Source organism: Ensifer sp. 2TAB8, assembly GCF_052115125.1.
Classification (GTDB): domain Bacteria; phylum Pseudomonadota; class Alphaproteobacteria; order Rhizobiales; family Rhizobiaceae; genus Ensifer.
Map to the genome: position 1 here is coordinate 173977 of NZ_JBFRGB010000009.1, position 18020 is coordinate 191996.

Here is an 18020-nt window from a genome sequence, read left to right on the forward strand (position 1 = left end):
GATCAGGCAGCCAGTATCGGCGCAGGGCCAGTCAGCCTCTGCGTGAGCCAGTTGCAGGACATGTGCAGGAGCAGGCCCGCGAGCGCGAAAAGCGCGATCGCCGATGCCAGCAGGAAGGCGTCGTTGTAGGCGAGGATGTAGGCTTCCCGTGTCACCTGCTGCGACAACAGCAGGGTGCCCTCGCCATTCAGTAAGGTCTTGTCGCCCATTACCTTGCTGTAGGCGGCGGAGAGCTGGTTGACGCGCTGGGCAACCAGCGGGTTGGACAGGACGATCTGCTCGGCCAGAATGTTGGAATGGAATTTCTCGCGTATCGTGACGAAGGTCCCGAAGGCCGCAGAGCCGATCAGGCTGCCGATGCTCTGGGTGAAGAGGAAGATCACGATGAAGCTGAGGATGTAGCTCGGCCCCTTCATCAGCGCGGCCTTGAAGCCGCGCGCCATCGCCGGCGGCAGGAAGAGCGCGGTGCCGGACGCAATCATCGCCTGGCTCATATACATTTGCTCGGGCCGCGTCAGGCTTGTCGCCTGGCTGTCCAGGTAAGCGCCGGTCGCCAGCAGCCCGAGCGCCAGGATATGCACGCGCTCCGCATGCTGCGGGTTCATCAGCACGGCACAGAGCAGACCGCCAGCAATCGCCGCTGCGAGGATGATCCAATAGAGCGTCGCGACCTGTTCGAACTGGAGGCCGATCTGCTGGTAGAAGTTCGTGGCGATCGTCGATTGCTCGGAAGCGACCAGGCGGAAGATCAACAACACAGCGGTGAAGTGGATGATCTCCTTCGAGGCGATCCAGCGCACATCGATCAGCGGCACCTGGCGATGAAGCTCGATCAGCACCACGGTCGTCAGTGTCGCGATCGATACGACCAGGAGAACGCCGAGCCACGGTGCTTCGAGCCACCAGTAGAGACGGCCCATGGTCAGCACGATGGCGAGGCAGCCGAAGGCGATGGCGACCAGCAGGTAGCTCAGAATGTCCATGCGCTGAATGACCTTGGCGTGCGGCACCGGCGTCAGCGGCAGAAGATAGATGATCGGCAGCGCGATCAGCGCCAACGCCATCTCGAGCGTGTAGAGCGCATGCCATTGGCCATATTCAATCAGGGTCGGCGAGATGAGTCGTGTGATCGGCGCGGAGATCGTCGTGCAGGTGAGCGCCAGTGCGAGGCCGGCCGTCAATTTGCGCGCTGGCGGAAAGGCTTCGAGCATGTAGAGGAAGCCGAGTGTCGACATCGGCGCAGCCGCGATGCCGCTGATGAAGCGGACGACGACGGCGGAATGCAGATCGGAAACGAAAACGTTCATCAGCGATACGATGACGAAGCCGACGATGCTGATTTCGGCAAACCGACGCAGCCCGTATTGGGCGCGAATCTTCACCAGTGCGATCGACAGGCTGACATTGGGCGCCATGTACGCCGCCGAAAGCCAGCCAGCCTCCACGGAGGTTGCCGAGAGCGAACCCTGGACCTGCGTGAGATTGGCCAGCGCCAGGTTCATGCCCAGGCCCTGCGTCAGGAACAGAAGAACGGAACCGACGACATAGACCGCCGACAGCGCCAGGCTCTTGTCGGCTGGGGCTGGCACCGGCGCCGGGACTGGGGCGGGTGCGACGGGAGCAATCTCCCCCAGGTCGCTCGCCTCGTCTGTTTCCAGCGGTACGACACCGCGATTGTCGTTTGCAGCAGCGGTCGCGACTGCGCTCATCGCTGTCACTCCCGCGCCAGGGACTGAACGTTGTCGGCGATCGCCCGCACCACACGCTTGGTCACGGCAAGTTCGGTCGCATCGATACCGTGCAGCACTTCGGCTCGGATTTCGTCGGCAAGTTTGAGGATTTCGTCAGCGACCGAGCGACCGAAGTCGGTCATGTGGATCTGCTTGGCGCGCCGGTCGGTGGCCTCGACCCTCCGCTCGATGAAACCCTGCTTCTCCATGCCATCGAGCAGGCGCACCAAAGTCGGGGTTTCAATATCGAGCTCATCGGCAAGCTCGCGCTGGTTCAAGCCATCCTTCTTGGTCAAGGCGAAAAGCGCGCGGGCCCGCGACAGCGTCAGCCCCCTCTCCTTCACCCGAGCATCGAACACGGCCCGCAGCTTGCGATTGAGCAGCGACAGGGCATCGAACAATTCGCGGTTCACGGTCGGCTGATACATTGATACCTTTTCCATATTACTAGCATGCTAATTATTTTGTCTCTATCTAATCCAATCGCTGCCGATTTTCAAGATGGAGATTTGAGCGGAATGGAGAGAGGGCTACACTTGCCTAGCCCGGTTGGGTGATTCGCTCGTCAACGTCCAACTTTGTGGGAAGGCGAGAATCTACGCTTTTGTGAACTTGACCTGTGGATCAGTCGAACAACGGGAAAAGCGCGAGGCTCTGATGAGACGCTTTGTGAGTGTGTCCCCCCTGCACTTGACCCGGCTCGCGGTAGATCGCAAACCGGTGCCACACCACATAGAGGCAGAGATAAAACGACATGAATGACGCGGCGCGAAAGCTATCCCCTATCAGCAAGGATCAGGTGGACCAGCACTATCGCGAGGCGCCGAACAACCTTGAAGCCGAACAGGCTCTGCTCGGCGCGATCCTCGTCAACAACGACGCCTTCTATCGCGTCTCGGACTTCCTGAAGCCCGTCCATCTGCATGAGCCGCTGCACCGCAAGATCTATGAGGTAGCCGGCGATATCATCCGTATGGGAAAGACAGCGAACCCGGTCACCATCAAGACCTTCCTCAAGGCTGACGAAAAGGTCGGCGACCTGACCGTCGCGCAATACCTCGCGCGCCTTGCCGCCGAAGCAGTTTCGATCATCAACGCCGAAGACTATGGCCGTGCGATCTACGATCTGGCGCTTCGCCGCTCGCTGATCACGATCGGCGAGGACATGGTCAACATCGCCTACGACGCGCCGCTCGACATGCCGCCGCAGGGCCAGATCGAAGACGCCGAACGCCGCCTGTTCGAACTCGCTGAAACCGGCCGCTACGATGGCGGTTTCCAGTCGTTCAACGACGCGGTGGCGCTTGCAATCGACATGGCGGGCGCTGCCTTCGAGCGCGACGGCAGCCTCTCCGGCATTTCCACCGGCATCCTGTCGCTGGACGCCCGCATGGGCGGCCTGCAGCGCTCGGACTTGATCGTGCTTGCAGGGCGCCCCGGCATGGGCAAGACCTCGCTTGCCACCAACATCGCCTACAACATCGCAGCCGCCTACGAACCCGAAGTCCAGGCCGACGGTTCTTTCAAGGCCAGAAACGGCGGTGTCGTCGGCTTCTACTCGCTCGAAATGTCGTCCGAACAGCTGGCAACCCGTATCATCTCCGAGCAGACCGAAGTGTCCTCGTCGAAGATCCGTCGCGGTGACATTTCCGAGGCCGATTTCGAAAAGCTCGTGGCCTGCTCGCAGATGATGCAGAAGGTGCCGCTCTATATCGACCAGACCGGTGGTATCTCGATCGCCCAGCTTTCCGCCCGCGCCCGTCGTCTGAAGCGCCAGCGCGGCCTGGACTGCCTAGTGGTGGACTATATCCAGCTCATGACCGGCTCGGGCAAGTCGAGCGACAACCGCGTACAGGAAATCACCCAGATCACCACGGGCCTGAAGGCGCTCGGCAAGGAACTGAACGTTCCGATCATCGCGCTATCACAGCTCTCCCGTCAGGTGGAAAGCCGCGAAGACAAGCGCCCGCAGCTTTCCGACCTTCGTGAATCGGGTTCGATCGAGCAGGACGCCGACGTCGTGCTCTTCGTGTTCCGCGAAGAATACTACGTGAAGAACCTGGAGCCGCGCGACGAGTTCGATCCGAAATACGAAGAGTGGAAGATGAAGATGGAGCAGGTGAAGGGTACGGCAGACGTGATCATCGCCAAGCAGCGTCACGGACCGACCGGTACCGTGAAGCTCGCCTTCCAGTCGGAATTCACGCGATTCACCGACCTTGCCGATCCCTCCTTCACCCAATACGAAGAACACTGACGTTCCGTGGGGGCGGCCGGAGCGGGATGGGAAAAATGTTTGCGGTTTCCCATCCCGCTCTACTTCACGAAAAGCCGCCTAACCTTGGGGCCAACCGCCACCGTCATCTACCAGGCGCCGCCCAAAACCTGACGCAATAGCGCTACCGAAATTACCCCGACGGCAACGGATGCCAGGAGCGGCAGCCTGGTTGCAGCAACGGCCGTCGCCGCAGCCGCAATCGTTTCGGCCGGACCGGTAACCAGTGCCGTCGGAGCGATGACCGCCATCAGAACCGCCGGCGGAATGGCCTCAAGGGCGCGTTTCTGCCCCTCTCCGATCGTCACGTAGCGGATGAGCACGAGCCCGCCGATACGGGTCGCGATTGTCGCGGCCGCCATGGCGAAAATCGCAAGCAATGTGTTGAGATCGACGATCACGCGTGGGCCTCCTTGCGTCCGCCTGAAAGCATGGCCACGACGACGCCTGCGGCAGCCCCGGCAGCGATATACCAGACGCCCGGCAGCAATTGATGCGTGACCACGGCCGCACAAGCGCTTGCGGCCAGGACGGCGCCGGTTTCTCGGCCCTTCCAGAACCCCATGACCAGAATGATGAAAACGGCCGGGAAGGCGAAGTCGAGACCGATGACCTTCGGATCGCCCAGCAAGGCGCCAAGCATTGCCCCCGTCAGGCTCGTCAGCACCCAGGCGCAGTAGAAGGGAATGGCGAGGCCGACATACCAGGCCGGCGTCAGCTTGGCGTTACCCGCGCGCATCTCGGCCATCGCCCAGATTTCATCGGCGAGAAGCAGCATCGACGCATAGCGTGCCGGCCCAGAGAAGCTGTGAAGCTTGCCGCCGATCGAGGCGCTCATCAGCACATGACGGATGTTGACGAGCAGAGCCGAGAAACCGAGGGCCGCCCAGGACGCCGGATGCGTCCAGATATCCATGGCGACGAACTGCGACCCGCCAGCAAAGACCAGCCCACTCATCAGCGTCACCTCAGCCGGTGTCAGCCCCTTGCCCGCCGCCACCGCGCCAAACACCAGGCCGATCGGCATGACGGCGACGATCAGCGGCGTCATCGCCATCGCCGCGGCCCGAAATTCCTGAAATGTACTTCTCTCCTGCAACGTCCCGGTCTCCATTCCCATGCGAAAACGGAGAACGTCTAGACCGCACATCAGGTCCCGTATTGAACGAAAGTGATCAGCCGGCGCGGAAGACCCCGGGTGTCACGCCGGTGCGGGCTTTGAAATGGCGGCTGAAATGCGCCTGATCGGCAAAGCCGCACTGATAGGCGGCATCCACCGCCGACCAGCCATGCCTGAGCAAGGTCTTGGCAGCACGAACGCGCTTGTCGGTGAGGAAGGCATGCGGCGTGATATGGAATTCCTTGCGGAAGGCGCGGATCAGGTGCGCGCGGCTGAGCCCTGCGACCTTGGCGAGTTCCTCGAGCCCGACATCGTCGGCGTAGTTCTCGGTGAGGAAATCCCGGGCCCGATGCACGGCGGACTGCTCGCGCGTCTCGATCGGAGTGATGATCGTACTGCCGTGCCTTTCGAACATCGCCGCAAGCACACCGAACATTCTTTCTTCGGCCTCGAGCGTGCCGCCGGCCAGCTCAAGCGTTCGGTGCGCCTGATGAAAGGACAAGGCGAGGTCCGGGTCCTGCAGAACACGCTTCGAGAACGACGGCGTTCCCCTGAAGGCGCGACCGGTCACATCCTCTATGATATTCACCAGCAGATCGGCGCTCGGATAGACCATGCGGTAACGGTAGCCGCTGCCGCCGGGGTGACCGTCGTGGATTTCGTCGGGATTGATCAGGTAAAAGTCCCCGGGACCAGCTTCCGAGCGCTCGCCCTTGATCTTGCTGATCTGTGAACCCGCCTCAATGGCGCCAATGCTGAAGGTCTCGTGTGCATGCGGCGCGAATTCATGGGTGATGAAGGTCGCCGTCAGGCATTCCATCCCCATGAAACGAGCGTCCCGCCAGAAGCGTGTACGCTCGCCGCCCTCAATCGGCGTGTCATCGATGGCCTGCTGCTGCGAAATCGTCTGCATGCGGAAACAATAGTGAACCCAACCGGCTCCGTCTTGCACAAAAGTGCTCCGTTCCACGCGGGGCCGTTTCGCGCGGGCGGCGGGGGAGTATTTGCGACCACCGGCCGTTGGCTGTATTGCTCTTTGGATCGTCCACGAAGGTGTCCGGCATGCTCCCCCCAGAATTCCTCTCCGCTTCCAACCGCCTCACGATCGATCTGCGCGCGCTTGCCGATAACTGGCGGACAATGAACGCGCGCTCGGGCAAGGCGCGGGCGTCGGCGGTCCTCAAAGCGGACGCCTATGGCCTCGGCATCGATCAAGCAGCCCCTGCCCTCTATGCTGCCGGTGCGCGCGACTTCTTCGTGGCCAATGCCGAGGAAGGCGAGGAACTGCGGCCGCTCGTTCCGGAGGGGCGCATCTACATTCTCGCGGGCATGTGGCCGGGAAACGAAGAGCTCTTCTTCGACAACGACCTGGTGCCCGTCATCAATTCCGATGAGCAGCTTGCCGTGTTCATGTCAGCACTTTCCGAGCGCGGTGACTACCCCTGCGTCCTGCATATCGATACCGGCATGAACCGACTGGGCCTGACGGTCGAGGCAGCGGTGGCGCTTGCCAACGACCCGGCGCGACCCGCAAGCTTCTCTCCCGTGCTGATCATGAGCCACCTCGCCTGTGCCGACGAACCGCAGCATCCGCTGAACGCCTACCAGCTCGGGCGATTCCGCGAAGCGACGGCCGCCTATGAAGGCGTCGATGCCAGCCTTGCCAATTCCGGCGGTGTGTTCCTCGGGCCCGACTATCACTTCGATCTCACCCGACCGGGCATCGCCGTCTATGGCGGCGAAGCGGTCAACGACATCGCCAACCCGATGACCCCGGTCGTGACCGCCGAGGCCCGGATCATTCAGATCCGCGAAGTCGCGGCTGGCGGCACGGCGAGCTACGGCGCCTCTGCCCGCTTCGACAGGGACAGCCGCATTGCCACCGTCGCGGTCGGCTACGCCGATGGCTACCATCGCTCGGTCTCCGGCGGCGGCGTGACTCTGCGGCAGGCAACGCCATCAGGAGCATTCGGTTTCCTGCACGGCAAGCGCGTGCCGCATGTGGGTCGCGTCACCATGGACCTCAGCCTCTTCGACGTCACCGACCTGCCGGCAGATGCAGCGCGGCCGGGCGATTACATCGAGCTCTTCGGCCGCAACATCGCCATCGACGATGTGGCGCGCGCCGGAGGGACGATCGGCTATGAATTGCTGACCAGCCTCGGGCGTCGGTACATCAGGAACTATGTAGGCGCCATCTGACGCGGTTTTCCTGCGTTTTCCCTGCGGCCTTCATTAAAATTCACCTTTTGTTCCGCGTTTCGCGGCATTATGTGACGACACAAGTGATTCTCCCGTCACTGACGCATCGCCGCGCGCGAGCGCCGATGACCCTTCCAGATTTCGAAAGTCGACCCTGATGGCGAAAGCCCGCACACAATTCATCTGCCAGAACTGCGGCACCATCCACACCCGCTGGGTGGGCAAATGCGAAGGCTGCGGCGAATGGAACACGATCATCGAGGACGATCCGACGGCCGGCATCGGTGGTGGACCTTCGCGGGCGCCAAAGAAGGGGCGGCCGGTTGCGCTCACCACGCTTTCCGGCGAGATCGAAGATGCGCCACGAATCCAGACAGGCATTTCCGAACTCGACCGGGTGACCGGCGGCGGCTTCGTGCGCGGCTCGGCGCTGCTCGTCGGCGGCGATCCCGGCATCGGCAAGTCGACCGTGCTGATGCAGGCGGCCGCCGCCCTCTCGCGCCGCAAGCACCGCGTCATCTATGTCTCGGGTGAAGAGGCCGTGGCACAGGTACGTCTGCGCGCGCAGCGCCTGGGTGCTGCCGACAGCGACGTGCTGCTCGCCGCCGAAACCAATGTCGAGGACATCCTGGCAACGCTTTCCGAAGGCAAGCGACCGGATCTGGTGATCATCGACTCGATCCAGACGCTTTGGAGCGACATCGTCGATTCGGCACCCGGCACCGTCACCCAGGTCCGCACCGGCGTCCAGGCGATGATCCGCTTTGCCAAGCAGACGGGAACCGCCGTCGTTCTGGTCGGCCATGTCACCAAGGAAGGCCAGATCGCCGGACCGCGCGTCGTCGAGCACATGGTCGATGCCGTGCTTTACTTCGAAGGCGACCGCGGCCACCATTACCGCATTCTGCGCACCGTCAAGAATCGCTTCGGGCCGACCGACGAGATCGGCGTGTTCGAGATGTCCGACAAGGGATTGCGCGAAGTCGCCAACCCATCGGAACTCTTTCTCGGTGAGCGCAACGAGAAATCCCCGGGCGCGGCAGTTTTTGCCGGCATGGAAGGTACCCGCCCCGTGCTCGTCGAAGTGCAGGCGCTCGTCGCCCCGACATCGCTCGGCACGCCGCGGCGCGCCATCGTCGGCTGGGATTCCGCCCGCCTGTCGATGATCCTCGCCGTGCTCGAAGCGCACTGCGGGGTACGGCTCGGCCAGCACGACGTCTATCTCAACATTGCCGGCGGTTACCGCATTTCCGAGCCCGCTGCCGATCTAGCTGTGGCTTCCGCACTGGTTTCATCGCTTGCCGGGCTTGCCCTTCCTGCGGATTGCGTCTATTTCGGCGAAGTCAGCTTGTCGGGCGCCATCCGGCCGGTTGCGCATACCGCACAACGCCTTAAAGAAGCCGAGAAGCTCGGGTTCTCACAGGCGGTCCTGCCGTCCGCGTCCACCGAATTGCCGAAAAACGGCAATGGCCGATGGAGCGAAATGGAAAGCCTGCCGGATCTGGTGGCGCGCATCGCGGGTTCGCGAAACGCGCTGAGACCGGCGGAAAACGAGGACTGAAGACGCGGATGTCGCAAACCGTCCTCTACTGCATAAGCCCTTAGATCGGGATCGATCTAGGGACAAATTTATGCAGCAGATCTGAGCGTTGCAGCGACCTTTGCGCGTCCGAAAGACGCGCGGCGCTGTGAGGGCCGCGAGCAGGCTGCAAATGCCCTGGACATAAGGCAGGGCCGATGGCGGATAGGCTTGAGGAGACCCGGACGAACCGGGTCCGGAGTAAGGACAAAATGCCCATTACAATTCTCGACGGTATCGTTCTCGGCGTCGCCCTGTTTTCCGCAATCCTGGCCATGGTTCGAGGCTTCTCGCGCGAGGTGCTCTCGGTCGCGAGCTGGGTAGGTGCGGCCGCGGCGGCCTATTTCCTCTACCCGCAGCTTCTGCCCTATGCCAAGCAGTACACCAATAGCGATACCGTCGCGCTGATCGGATCGGCGGCGGTGATCTTCCTGGTTGCGCTGATCATCATTTCCTTCATCACCATGCGGATTGCCGATTTCATCATCGACAGCCGCATCGGTGCGCTCGACCGCACGCTCGGCTTCCTGTTTGGAGCCGCTCGCGGCATTCTGCTGGTCGTCGTCGCCATGCTGTTCTTCAACTGGCTCGTCGCACCGCAGCAACAGCCGGGCTGGGTCACCCACGCCAAGTCGAAACCGCTGCTTGACAATCTCGGCAACAAGCTGATTGCGCTGCTGCCGGAAGAAGCCGACGCCACCATTCTCGACCGCCTGCGCGGCAAGGATACGACCGGCGAAGGTGAAGGCGAAGCACCGGCAACGGCACCCGGCCAGGCACCGACGACGACGCCGGAACAGGCGCCCGCCGACGACGCTCCGGCCACCAACGGCTGAGACAGGAACGATTTGCCGACAAAGCCCGCCCCGCGGGCTTTGTCCTTTTGGGGAATAACGCTTGCAGCCGTTTTCAGCTAAGATCGCTTGAAGACGGCGGGCCTGATCACGATATGCGCACCGGTACGGAGCAAAGGCGACTGTGATGACCGATCTGAGATCCATGGAAATCCACGATGAACTCGAAGGTGATGAGCTGCACGAAGAGTGCGGCGTCTTCGGCATATTGGGGCACTCGGACGCGGCGGCGCTGACGGCGCTCGGCCTGCATGCGCTCCAGCATCGCGGCCAGGAAGCAGCCGGCATCGTCACCTTCGACGGCAAGCAGTTCTGCACCGAGAAACGCATGGGCCTCGTTGGCGATCATTACACGGATCCGGCGACGCTGGCGAAGCTGCCGGGCTTCATGTCGATCGGCCATACCCGCTACTCGACGACAGGCGAAGTGGCGCTGCGCAACGTGCAGCCGCTCTTTGCCGAACTCGAAGTCGGTGGCATCGCGGTCGCCCATAACGGCAACTTTACCAACGGCCTCACCCTTCGCCGGCAACTGATTGCCGACGGCGCGATCTGTCAGTCGACCTCCGACACTGAAGTCGTCCTGCACTTGATTGCGCGGTCCAAGCAGACCTCCTCGTCCGACCGCTTCATCGACGCCATCCGCCAGATGGAAGGCGGCTATTCGATGCTGGCGATGACGCGTACCAAACTGATCGCTGCGCGCGATCCGATCGGCATCCGCCCGCTCGTCATGGGCGAACTCGACGGCAAGCCGATCTTCTGCTCCGAGACCTGCGCACTCGACATCATCGGCGCGACCTATGTTCGCGACGTCGAGAACGGCGAAGTGATCATCTGCGAAATCCAGCCCGACGGTTCGATCTCGATCGATGCACGCAAGCCCGAGCTATCGCAGCCGGAGCGGCTCTGCCTGTTCGAATACGTCTATTTCGCCCGGCCGGATTCGGTCGTCGGTGGCCGCAGCATTTACGTTTCGCGCAAGAACATGGGCATCAACCTCGCCAAGGAAGCGCCCATCGAGGCGGACGTGGTGGTTCCGGTCCCGGATGGCGGCACGCCGGCGGCTCTGGGCTATGCGCAGCAGAGCGGCATCCCGTTCGAATACGGCATCATCCGCAACCACTATGTCGGCCGTACCTTCATCGAGCCGACGCAGCAGATCCGCGCCTTCGGCGTCAAGCTCAAGCATTCGGCCAACCGCGCGATGATTGAGGGTAAGCGCGTTATCCTCGTCGACGATTCGATCGTGCGCGGCACGACGTCTGTGAAGATCGTGCAGATGATGCGGGATGCCGGCGCGCGTGAAGTACATGTTCGCGTCGCCAGCCCGATGATCTTCCATCCGGACTTCTACGGTATCGACACCCCGGATCGCGACAAGCTGCTCGCCAACCAGCATGCCGACCTCGCGTCCATGTGCCGCTATATCGGCGCCGACTCGCTCGAGTTCCTGTCGATCGATGGCCTCTATGAGGCAGTCGGCGGCGAAAAGCGCGATCCCAAGGCACCGCAATTCACCGACCACTATTTCACCGGGGACTATCCGACCCGCCTTCTCGACCAGGAAGGCGCCAGCAATGTCCGCAAACTTTCGGTTCTCGCCAGCAACGGATAATCAGAAAACAAAATGACGATCGATCTCAAAGGCCGGGTGGCCGTGGTCACCGGCGCGTCGCGCGGTATCGGCTATTTCACCGCTCTCGAACTGGCCAAGGCCGGTGCCCATGTCGTCGCCTGCGCGCGTACCGTCGGCGGCCTCGAGGAACTCGACGACGCAATCAAGGCGGCGGGCGGTTCGGCCACGCTGGTGCCGTTCGACCTCGCCGACATGGCGGCGATCGACAAGCTCGGCGGCGCCATCAACGAGCGCTGGGGTAAACTCGATATCCTGGTCGCCAATGCCGGCGTTCTCGGCACGATCTCACCGATCGGCCATTTCGAGGCGAAGGTGTTTGAAAAGGTGATGAACATCAACGTCAACGCGACCTGGCGGCTGATCCGTTCGCTGGAGCCGCTGCTGATCAAGTCGGATGCCGGCCGCGCGCTGATCCTGTCTTCGAGCGCCGCACACAAATGCAAGCCTTTCTGGGGCCCCTACTCCGCCTCCAAGGCTGCCGTCGAGGCGCTGGCCCGCACCTGGGCCGGCGAAACGCAGCGCCTGCCGCTGCGCATCCTCTCGGTCGATCCGGGCGCAACGCGCACCGCCATGCGCGCCCAGGCGATGCCCGGCGAGGATCCGGAGACCGTGCCGCACCCTTCCGACGTTGCCGCCAAGCTGCTTCCGCTCGTCGGCCCGAACCAGACCGAGACCGGCAAGCTCTATATCGTTCGCGAGGACAAGATCGTCGACTACCGGATGCCCGAATAGTCTTTGACGCATCGCTCATGGAAAAGGCCACCGTGTCCCCACGGTGGCCTTTTCTTTTGTCCGTAATTTCTGAAGGGCTCGTCGTTTCGCAGCTTTCGGCGGAACGCTTCAGTCCTTGTCGCCAGGCAGACCGTCGCCGCCGGTCGACGGATGGGCCGGCCAGTCGCCGCCATATTTGCGCTGCCACGAGCGTGCGCCAAACGGCAGCGTGATCAGGTAGCCAAGTGCCGTCAAGGCCATCGTTTCCCAGGTATAGGTCATCAGCGTCGCCACGTAGAAGACAACACCGAGAATGGCCGGCAGGACGAGGTCGCGGCGCACGCGGCTATTTTCCGATTTTCCGGACCACACCGGCAGACGGCTGACGAGCAGGAAGGCGATCAGCACCGTATAGGCGGAAGCAATCAGGGCGAAGGTGCGTTCCGGCGCAAGACCCAGGAGGCCGAGATAGACCGGCAGCAGCACCAGCATAGCGCCCGCGGGCGCCGGTACACCGACAAAATATTCCGACTGCCAGGGCGCCTTGGACTGGCGTTCCGCCATGACGTTAAAACGCGCCAACCGCAAACCACAGGCGATCGCGTAGATCAGTGCGGCGATCCAGCCGATCGAGCGGGCCTGATCCAGGATGAAGACGTAGAGCACAAGCGCCGGTGCAACGCCAAAGTTGATGATGTCGGCGAGCGAGTCCATCTGGCCACCGAAATTCGACGTCGCCTTAAGGGCGCGCGCGACACGACCATCGATGCCATCAAGGAACGCCGCGAGCAATACCATGGCGACGGCGAGCTCGATACGGTTTTCGAAGGCCAGCCGAATGCCGGAGAGACCTGCACAGATCGCCAGCACCGTGATCAGGTTCGGGATCATCAGGCGCAGCGGTATCTCGCGCAGACGAGGACCGCGACCGGTGTCGTTGGAGCCGTTCGCGTCGCCGGCCACTTTCGGCGGTTCGGTCGATTTTTCCTGTTCAGAGCCTTCCATGTACACTCCTTACGCGCGGCGGCTGATGACCGGGCCCTTGGCCGAGCCGAATTCGGCAAGCACGGTCTCGCCGGCAACCGCAGTCTGCCCGACGCTGACGCGCGGCTCGGCCCCTGCAGGCAGGAAGACGTCGAGGCGCGAGCCAAAGCGGATCAGGCCGAAGCGTTCGCCTGCGTCCAGCGAGCCGTTTTCATACTTCCAGCAGAGGATACGACGTGCGACGAGGCCGGCAATCTGGACGACGCCGATCTGGCCGTGCTTGGTCTCGATCACCAGCCCGTTGCGCTCGTTCTCGTGGCTCGCCTTGTCCAGCTCGGCATTGACGAACTTGCCGGCGCGATAGGCGACGCGGGTGATGGTACCAGCCATCGGCGCACGGTTCACATGGCAATTGAACACGTTCATGAAGACCGAGATGCGAAGCATCGGTTCCGAACCGAGATTCAGCTCTTCCGGCGGCATGACCGTTGCGATCGACGAAACACGGCCGTCGGCCGGGCTGATCACCAGATCGTCATCGAGCGGGGTCATGCGCTCCGGGTCACGGAAGAAATAGGCGCACCAGGCGGTCAGCACGAAGCCGATCCACATCAACGGCTCCCACAGGAAGCCAAGCACCAGCGACACCACGAAGAAGATCGCGACGAAGCGATAGCCTTCCTTGTGGACCGGTACGAGCGTGTTGCGGATCGTATTGACCAGGCTCATGAACTCTACTCCAGATTTTCCGTGGAACGTGAACTAGCGCGAAATGCCCTGGCGGRCAACGTCACCCACCAGACAGCGACAAAACGCGTCGCGCTCAGCAAAGAAAGAAATCATCCCTAGACCGCCGGTTCGCCGCGCGTGACGATACCGAGATCGTCGCTCTCGCGCACCCGCTTCAACTGCTCTTCCGCCTGCGTTGCTTCGCGCTGGCGGCTCCACATCGAGGCGTAGAGGCCGTCGCGATCGATCAACTCGCCATGGGTGCCTCGCTCGGCGATGACACCATCCTTGAGCACGATGATCTCGTCGGCGTTGATGACGGTCGAGAGACGGTGCGCGATGACGAGCGTCGTGCGATTGCGCGATACGACGTCGAGCGCCGACTGGATTTCCTGCTCCGTGCGCGTGTCCAGCGCCGACGTCGCCTCGTCGAGGATCAGGATCGGTGGGGCTTTCAGGATCGTGCGGGCGATTGCGACGCGCTGCTTCTCGCCGCCGGAGAGTTTCAGGCCGCGCTCGCCGACCATGGCCTGGAAGCCTTCCGGCAGCGTGCGGATGAAGCCGGCGATCTGTGCGGCTTCGGCGGCTGCCTCGACCTCGGCCTCGCTGGCCGAGACCCGGCCGTAGCGGATGTTGTAGGCAATCGTGTCGTTGAAGAGCACCGTATCCTGCGGCACCATGCCGATGACCGAGCGCAGGCTCTTCTGCGTGACCGTGCGCACATCCTGGCCATCGACGGTGATCGCTCCCGCCTGCACATCGTAGAAGCGATAGAGCAGCCGGGAGAGTGTCGACTTGCCAGCGCCCGACGGGCCGACGACTGCGACCGTCTTGCCGGCGGGCACTTCGAAGGTGATGCCCTTGAGGATCGGTCGTGCCGGATCATAGGCGAAATGCACGTCCTTGAAGGCGATGGCGCCCTTGCCAATGGCAAGTTCGGTCGCGCCCGGGCGGTCCACCACTTCGGCGCGAACGTCGAGAAGATCGAACATATGCTCGATATCGGTCAGGCCCTGGCGGATTTCGCGGTAGACGAAGCCGATGAAATTGAGCGGGATCGCGAGCTGGATCAGCATCGCATTGATGAAGACGAAATCGCCGAGCGTCTGTTCGCCGCGCTGAACGGCGAGTGCCGACATGACCATCATCACCGCCGTACCGGCGCCGAAGATCAGTGCCTGGCCGAAATTGAGCCACCCAAGCGAGGTCCAGACCTGGGTGGCCGCCGCCTCATAGCGCTCCATCGACTTGTCGAAGCGACGGGCTTCCATCTCTTCGTTGCCGAAATACTTGACCGTCTCGAAGTTCAGGAGCGAGTCGATCGCCTTTGTGTTGGCGTCGGTGTCACTGTCGTTCATCGAGCGGCGGATGGCGATGCGCCAGTCGCTCGCCTTGACCGTGAACCAGATGTACAGCCAGACGGTGACGGCCGTCACCAGCAGATAGCTGAAGCCGTAACCCCACCAGAAGATCACAGCCGTCAGCAGGAATTCGATCAGGGTCGGCACGCTGTTCAGGATGGTGAAGCGGACGATCGTCTCGATGCCCTTGGTGCCGCGCTCGATGACGCGCGAAAGCCCGCCGGTACGCCGTTCCAGATGGAAGCGCAGCGAAAGCTGGTGCATGTGGACGAAGGTCTTGTAGGCGAGTTGCCTGACCGCGTGCTGGCCGACGCTTGCAAACAGCGCATCGCGAAGCTGGTTCAGGCCGGCCTGAAGCAGACGCGCGAGGTTGTAGGCCAGCACCAGCATGACCGCGCCGGTCATGAACGTGGGCAAGAATCCCAGGACGTCGGGCTTGCCGTTCAGCGCGTCCGTCGCCCATTTGAAGGAATAGGGAACGAGGATCAGGACGACCTTGGCGATAATCAGGATGACGGTCGCCCAGATGACCCGGAGCTTGAGATCAGCCCTGTCCGTCGGCCACATGTAAGGCCAGAGATTGGCAATCGTCTGCAACGGATTGCTCGTATCGGCCGAAACGGTTTTCTTCTGGGGTGCCACGTTCTGATCCGCTCTTACGTTTCGCGCTGCCGGCGGCCGCGGCAGCCCCGCGAGCATTGCCACACCGCGTTTTCCCTCTATCCGAAGACAAGCAACGCCGTCATCACCGTTCAATGAAAAGCGGCGCCTCATTGAAGGCGCCGCCCTTGATCGAGAGATAAGCATCCATCGCCGCCGCCGCAATGTCGTTGGCGGGCGATCGACAGCCTATTGCTCGTGTTTCATGTGCTTTCTGTGAATCTCGCGCGATTCATCGTCCGGCAGCGCCTTGTCAGGCACTCCGAAGACCTGTCCCGGGCGAATGCGATCCGGGTCTTCGATCTGATCCTGATTGGCGAGATAGATGGTGGTGTAGCGCAGGCCTGCACCATAGACGCGCCGCGAAATCTGCCACAAGGTGTCGCCGCGACGGATGATCACGGAAGACTTGCTTTCCTTGAGCGGTTCCTGCTGGACCGTCTGCGGCTCTTCCTGCGTGGGGGAAGCCGCTGCGGTCTCCGTGCTCGGTGCCGGCGTCGTTACCGCATCGCTGACCACTGCACTGCCTGCGCCCATGGCCTTCGCCAGTTCGCCCTGTGCCGGAGCATTACCCTTCGGCAGGGCCTGTTCGTCCGACGCCGGCGTCGCGCTGCCGCGTTCGGCCAGAACCGGGCCGACGGACGCGTCGACCTTGGCAAGCGCCGAAGCAACGCTCGGCGCATCCTGCGGCGCGGCCTTCAAGGCTGCCAGCGCGTCGGCTGCCGCCTTCGACGCCCGCGCCGCTGTTGCCGCCAGTACCTGATCGGAATTATCGGCGAGCCGGAAATCGGCCAGCGACTTCAGAGCAATTTCCGTGGCGGAACGCGCAGCGGCGAGTTGCTCGCCTGTCGGCACCTTGCCGTTGGCGTAGAGCCCCTTCAACAGAGCCAGGGCCTTGCCAGCCTCAGCGCGTACGCCATCAAGACCGGCGGTCGCCGAAGGCGTGCTTGACGGTGCCACTGCGGCAACCTGCGAACCGGCGGGACGATCAAAGGGAACGGATGCACGCATGGCAACCTTGCTGCCATCCTCGTTCAGCATGTCGGCTCGGATGATGTGGCTGCCCACGGTCAACTCGATCTCACCATCGACGACGAAATTGCCTTTATCGTCGGCCTTCATTTCGCCGAGCAGCTTGTCATCCGCATAGACCCGCACCAGCGCACGCGGCTTGGCGCTGCCGGCGACGAACATCTTGCTGCCCTCGATCTCGACGGCACTCACCTGCAAGCCGGGAACGCCGACTGCCTTTGCCGGGGCGGAGGATGCATCGCCGGTCGCTAGCGGCGCCTGCGTCGCAGTCGACGCGACCTCAGCCGGTTGCCCGGCTTCCGTCTTGCCGGCCTCCGGTGTCGTCATCAGCCGGCTTGCCTCACCCGGCTTCGATACCATGGCGAGAAGTTGGCCGGACGGATCCTTCGGAACCGAAACGGTCGCAACCTCTTCGGAACTCTTCACTGTGCCGTCCTCGCCGGTGCTGCGCAGCGTCAACTGATAATCGCCAGCCGGCAGAGGCTTGTCGAAGACTGCGGCGAAGTCGCCCGTCGCACCGACATCGGCGGTGCCGACAACGGTGTCACCGCTCAAAATCTCGAGCTTCGAACCCGGCTCCGCATGCCCGGCGATCACGGTCGAACCATCAGGCTCGACGCGCAGCACGTCGAAACCGGGAACGGCCGGATTTTCGGCGGGCGCGTTCGTCGGCGCAGCATTGGCTGTCTGTTCGGCCGCGGTGCCGGCGGCCTCGCCGGACTTCGCGGCTTCGGAAGCCTTGGCATCCTGCGGCTTTGCCGTCGCATCCGTCGACTGCGGGCCACCGGAGGCCGAAGCGGTGTCGTTCGATTGGGTCGCGCCGCCTGCAGCCGGCTCGTCCGCCGGCTTCTTGCCGTCGCCACGCAGGTTCGGTTGCACCACGAATACCATCAACGCTGTCGCTGCCACGAGGACAGTAATGGCCACCCAGCCGGCCTTATTTTTGATCATGCCACTCTCCACACGGAGCGGAGCAACGCTCCGCGCATGCCCTCTCATCGGCCTGCGGTGCGGGCTTGCGCCGGTTATTATAGCGCAACAGCAAGCAACTCGTCCGATTTGTTCAATCAATCCCTGAAATTGCTAGCGATTCGCGATTCGGCGCACAAGCAGCCGAGGGCGCGGCAACCTGCAGAAAGCCCGG

Annotated in this window: 15 protein-coding genes; 6 read left to right on the plus strand and 9 right to left on the minus strand. The window is 62.7% G+C overall.

Annotated features, from left to right (window positions below):
• Positions 1–2 precede the first annotated feature (2 nt).
• Together AB4Z53_RS17090 and AB4Z53_RS17095 are read right to left on the minus strand one after the other, a co-directional pair.
• Positions 3–1709 carry an MFS transporter gene (locus tag AB4Z53_RS17090; protein ID WP_441596712.1) on the minus strand — a complete coding sequence of 569 codons (1707 nt, stop codon included), beginning with the start codon at positions 1707–1709 and terminating at the stop codon, positions 3–5.
• 5 nt (positions 1710–1714) lie between these two features.
• Positions 1715–2158 carry a MarR family winged helix-turn-helix transcriptional regulator gene (locus tag AB4Z53_RS17095; protein ID WP_113536828.1) on the minus strand — a complete coding sequence of 148 codons (444 nt, stop codon included), beginning with the start codon at positions 2156–2158 and terminating at the stop codon, positions 1715–1717.
• A gap of 326 nt (positions 2159–2484) precedes the next feature.
• Here AB4Z53_RS17095 and AB4Z53_RS17100 point away from each other — a divergent pair, with 326 nt between their 5' ends.
• Positions 2485–3987 (plus strand): replicative DNA helicase, encoded by a 1503-nt coding sequence (locus tag AB4Z53_RS17100; RefSeq protein ID WP_112995436.1) that lies wholly within the window; start codon positions 2485–2487, stop codon positions 3985–3987.
• A 107-nt stretch (positions 3988–4094) separates the two neighbouring features.
• Here the strand turns inward: AB4Z53_RS17100 and AB4Z53_RS17105 are convergent, their stop codons facing one another.
• The 3 genes from AB4Z53_RS17105 to AB4Z53_RS17115 all read right to left on the minus strand — a co-directional run bounded on the left by AB4Z53_RS17105 (position 4095) and on the right by AB4Z53_RS17115 (position 6038).
• Positions 4095–4406, minus strand: a complete 312-nt coding sequence (locus AB4Z53_RS17105) for an AzlD family protein (protein ID WP_223726860.1) — start codon at positions 4404–4406, stop codon at positions 4095–4097.
• The gene (locus tag AB4Z53_RS17110; RefSeq protein WP_441596748.1) at positions 4403–5056 is read right to left on the minus strand and encodes an AzlC family ABC transporter permease; all 654 of its coding nucleotides are present in this window, start codon (positions 5054–5056) and stop codon (positions 4403–4405) included. Before AB4Z53_RS17110 ends, AB4Z53_RS17105 begins: the two co-directional genes overlap by 4 nt.
• 124 nt (positions 5057–5180) lie before the next feature.
• Positions 5181–6038: an AraC family ligand binding domain-containing protein gene (locus tag AB4Z53_RS17115; protein ID WP_441596750.1), complete on the minus strand. Its 858-nt coding sequence runs from the start codon at positions 6036–6038 to the stop codon at positions 5181–5183.
• 149 nt (positions 6039–6187) lie between these two features.
• On the opposite strand from AB4Z53_RS17115, the gene alr reads away from it, so the two are divergent.
• The 5 genes from alr (at position 6188) to AB4Z53_RS17140 (ending at position 12131) form a co-directional block, all read left to right on the plus strand.
• Positions 6188–7327: an alanine racemase gene (gene alr, locus AB4Z53_RS17120; protein ID WP_441596713.1), complete on the plus strand. Its 1140-nt coding sequence runs from the start codon at positions 6188–6190 to the stop codon at positions 7325–7327.
• Between the two features lie 157 nt (positions 7328–7484).
• Complete coding sequence (gene radA, locus AB4Z53_RS17125; protein WP_113536824.1) at positions 7485–8888, plus strand: DNA repair protein RadA; 1404 nt, start codon at positions 7485–7487, stop codon at positions 8886–8888.
• Between the two features lie 230 nt (positions 8889–9118).
• On the plus strand, positions 9119–9742 hold the full coding sequence (locus tag AB4Z53_RS17130) for a CvpA family protein (protein WP_223726857.1): 624 nt from the start codon (positions 9119–9121) through the stop codon (positions 9740–9742).
• A 145-nt stretch (positions 9743–9887) separates the two neighbouring features.
• Positions 9888–11378: an amidophosphoribosyltransferase gene (gene purF, locus AB4Z53_RS17135; protein WP_113536822.1), complete on the plus strand. Its 1491-nt coding sequence runs from the start codon at positions 9888–9890 to the stop codon at positions 11376–11378.
• A 12-nt stretch (positions 11379–11390) separates the two neighbouring features.
• A complete protein-coding gene (locus tag AB4Z53_RS17140; RefSeq protein ID WP_441596714.1) occupies positions 11391–12131 on the plus strand; it encodes an SDR family NAD(P)-dependent oxidoreductase in 741 nt (246 codons plus the stop codon).
• A gap of 108 nt (positions 12132–12239) precedes the next feature.
• On the opposite strand, the gene pssA is transcribed toward AB4Z53_RS17140, so the two are convergent.
• From pssA to AB4Z53_RS17160, 4 genes are all read right to left on the minus strand, one after another.
• Positions 12240–13115 carry a CDP-diacylglycerol--serine O-phosphatidyltransferase gene (pssA, locus tag AB4Z53_RS17145; RefSeq protein WP_113536820.1) on the minus strand — a complete coding sequence of 292 codons (876 nt, stop codon included), beginning with the start codon at positions 13113–13115 and terminating at the stop codon, positions 12240–12242.
• Positions 13116–13124: 9 nt separating this feature from the next.
• Complete coding sequence (locus AB4Z53_RS17150) at positions 13125–13823, minus strand: phosphatidylserine decarboxylase (RefSeq protein ID WP_223726854.1); 699 nt, start codon at positions 13821–13823, stop codon at positions 13125–13127.
• 116 nt (positions 13824–13939) lie between these two features.
• Complete coding sequence (locus AB4Z53_RS17155; RefSeq protein ID WP_419195815.1) at positions 13940–15883, minus strand: ABCB family ABC transporter ATP-binding protein/permease; 1944 nt, start codon at positions 15881–15883, stop codon at positions 13940–13942.
• A gap of 150 nt (positions 15884–16033) precedes the next feature.
• A complete protein-coding gene (locus AB4Z53_RS17160) occupies positions 16034–17827 on the minus strand; it encodes a LysM peptidoglycan-binding domain-containing protein (protein ID WP_441596715.1) in 1794 nt (597 codons plus the stop codon).
• Positions 17828–18020: the final 193 nt, after the last annotated feature.

Coding starts and splice junctions, on each gene's coding strand:
- AB4Z53_RS17155 (WP_419195815.1), bottom strand. CDS start 15,883: ATGCTCGCGGGGCTGCCGCGGCCGCCGGCAGCGCGAAACGTAAGAGCG.
- radA (WP_113536824.1), top strand. CDS start 7,485: ATGGCGAAAGCCCGCACACAATTCATCTGCCAGAACTGCGGCACCATC.
- AB4Z53_RS17115 (WP_441596750.1), bottom strand. CDS start 6,038: ATGCAGACGATTTCGCAGCAGCAGGCCATCGATGACACGCCGATTGAG.
- AB4Z53_RS17100 (WP_112995436.1), top strand. CDS start 2,485: ATGAATGACGCGGCGCGAAAGCTATCCCCTATCAGCAAGGATCAGGTG.
- AB4Z53_RS17160 (WP_441596715.1), bottom strand. CDS start 17,827: ATGATCAAAAATAAGGCCGGCTGGGTGGCCATTACTGTCCTCGTGGCA.
- AB4Z53_RS17130 (WP_223726857.1), top strand. CDS start 9,119: ATGCCCATTACAATTCTCGACGGTATCGTTCTCGGCGTCGCCCTGTTT.
- AB4Z53_RS17095 (WP_113536828.1), bottom strand. CDS start 2,158: ATGTATCAGCCGACCGTGAACCGCGAATTGTTCGATGCCCTGTCGCTG.
- purF (WP_113536822.1), top strand. CDS start 9,888: ATGACCGATCTGAGATCCATGGAAATCCACGATGAACTCGAAGGTGAT.
- pssA (WP_113536820.1), bottom strand. CDS start 13,115: ATGGAAGGCTCTGAACAGGAAAAATCGACCGAACCGCCGAAAGTGGCC.
- AB4Z53_RS17140 (WP_441596714.1), top strand. CDS start 11,391: ATGACGATCGATCTCAAAGGCCGGGTGGCCGTGGTCACCGGCGCGTCG.
- AB4Z53_RS17110 (WP_441596748.1), bottom strand. CDS start 5,056: ATGACGCCGCTGATCGTCGCCGTCATGCCGATCGGCCTGGTGTTTGGC.
- alr (WP_441596713.1), top strand. CDS start 6,188: ATGCTCCCCCCAGAATTCCTCTCCGCTTCCAACCGCCTCACGATCGAT.
- AB4Z53_RS17090 (WP_441596712.1), bottom strand. CDS start 1,709: ATGAGCGCAGTCGCGACCGCTGCTGCAAACGACAATCGCGGTGTCGTA.
- AB4Z53_RS17150 (WP_223726854.1), bottom strand. CDS start 13,823: ATGAGCCTGGTCAATACGATCCGCAACACGCTCGTACCGGTCCACAAG.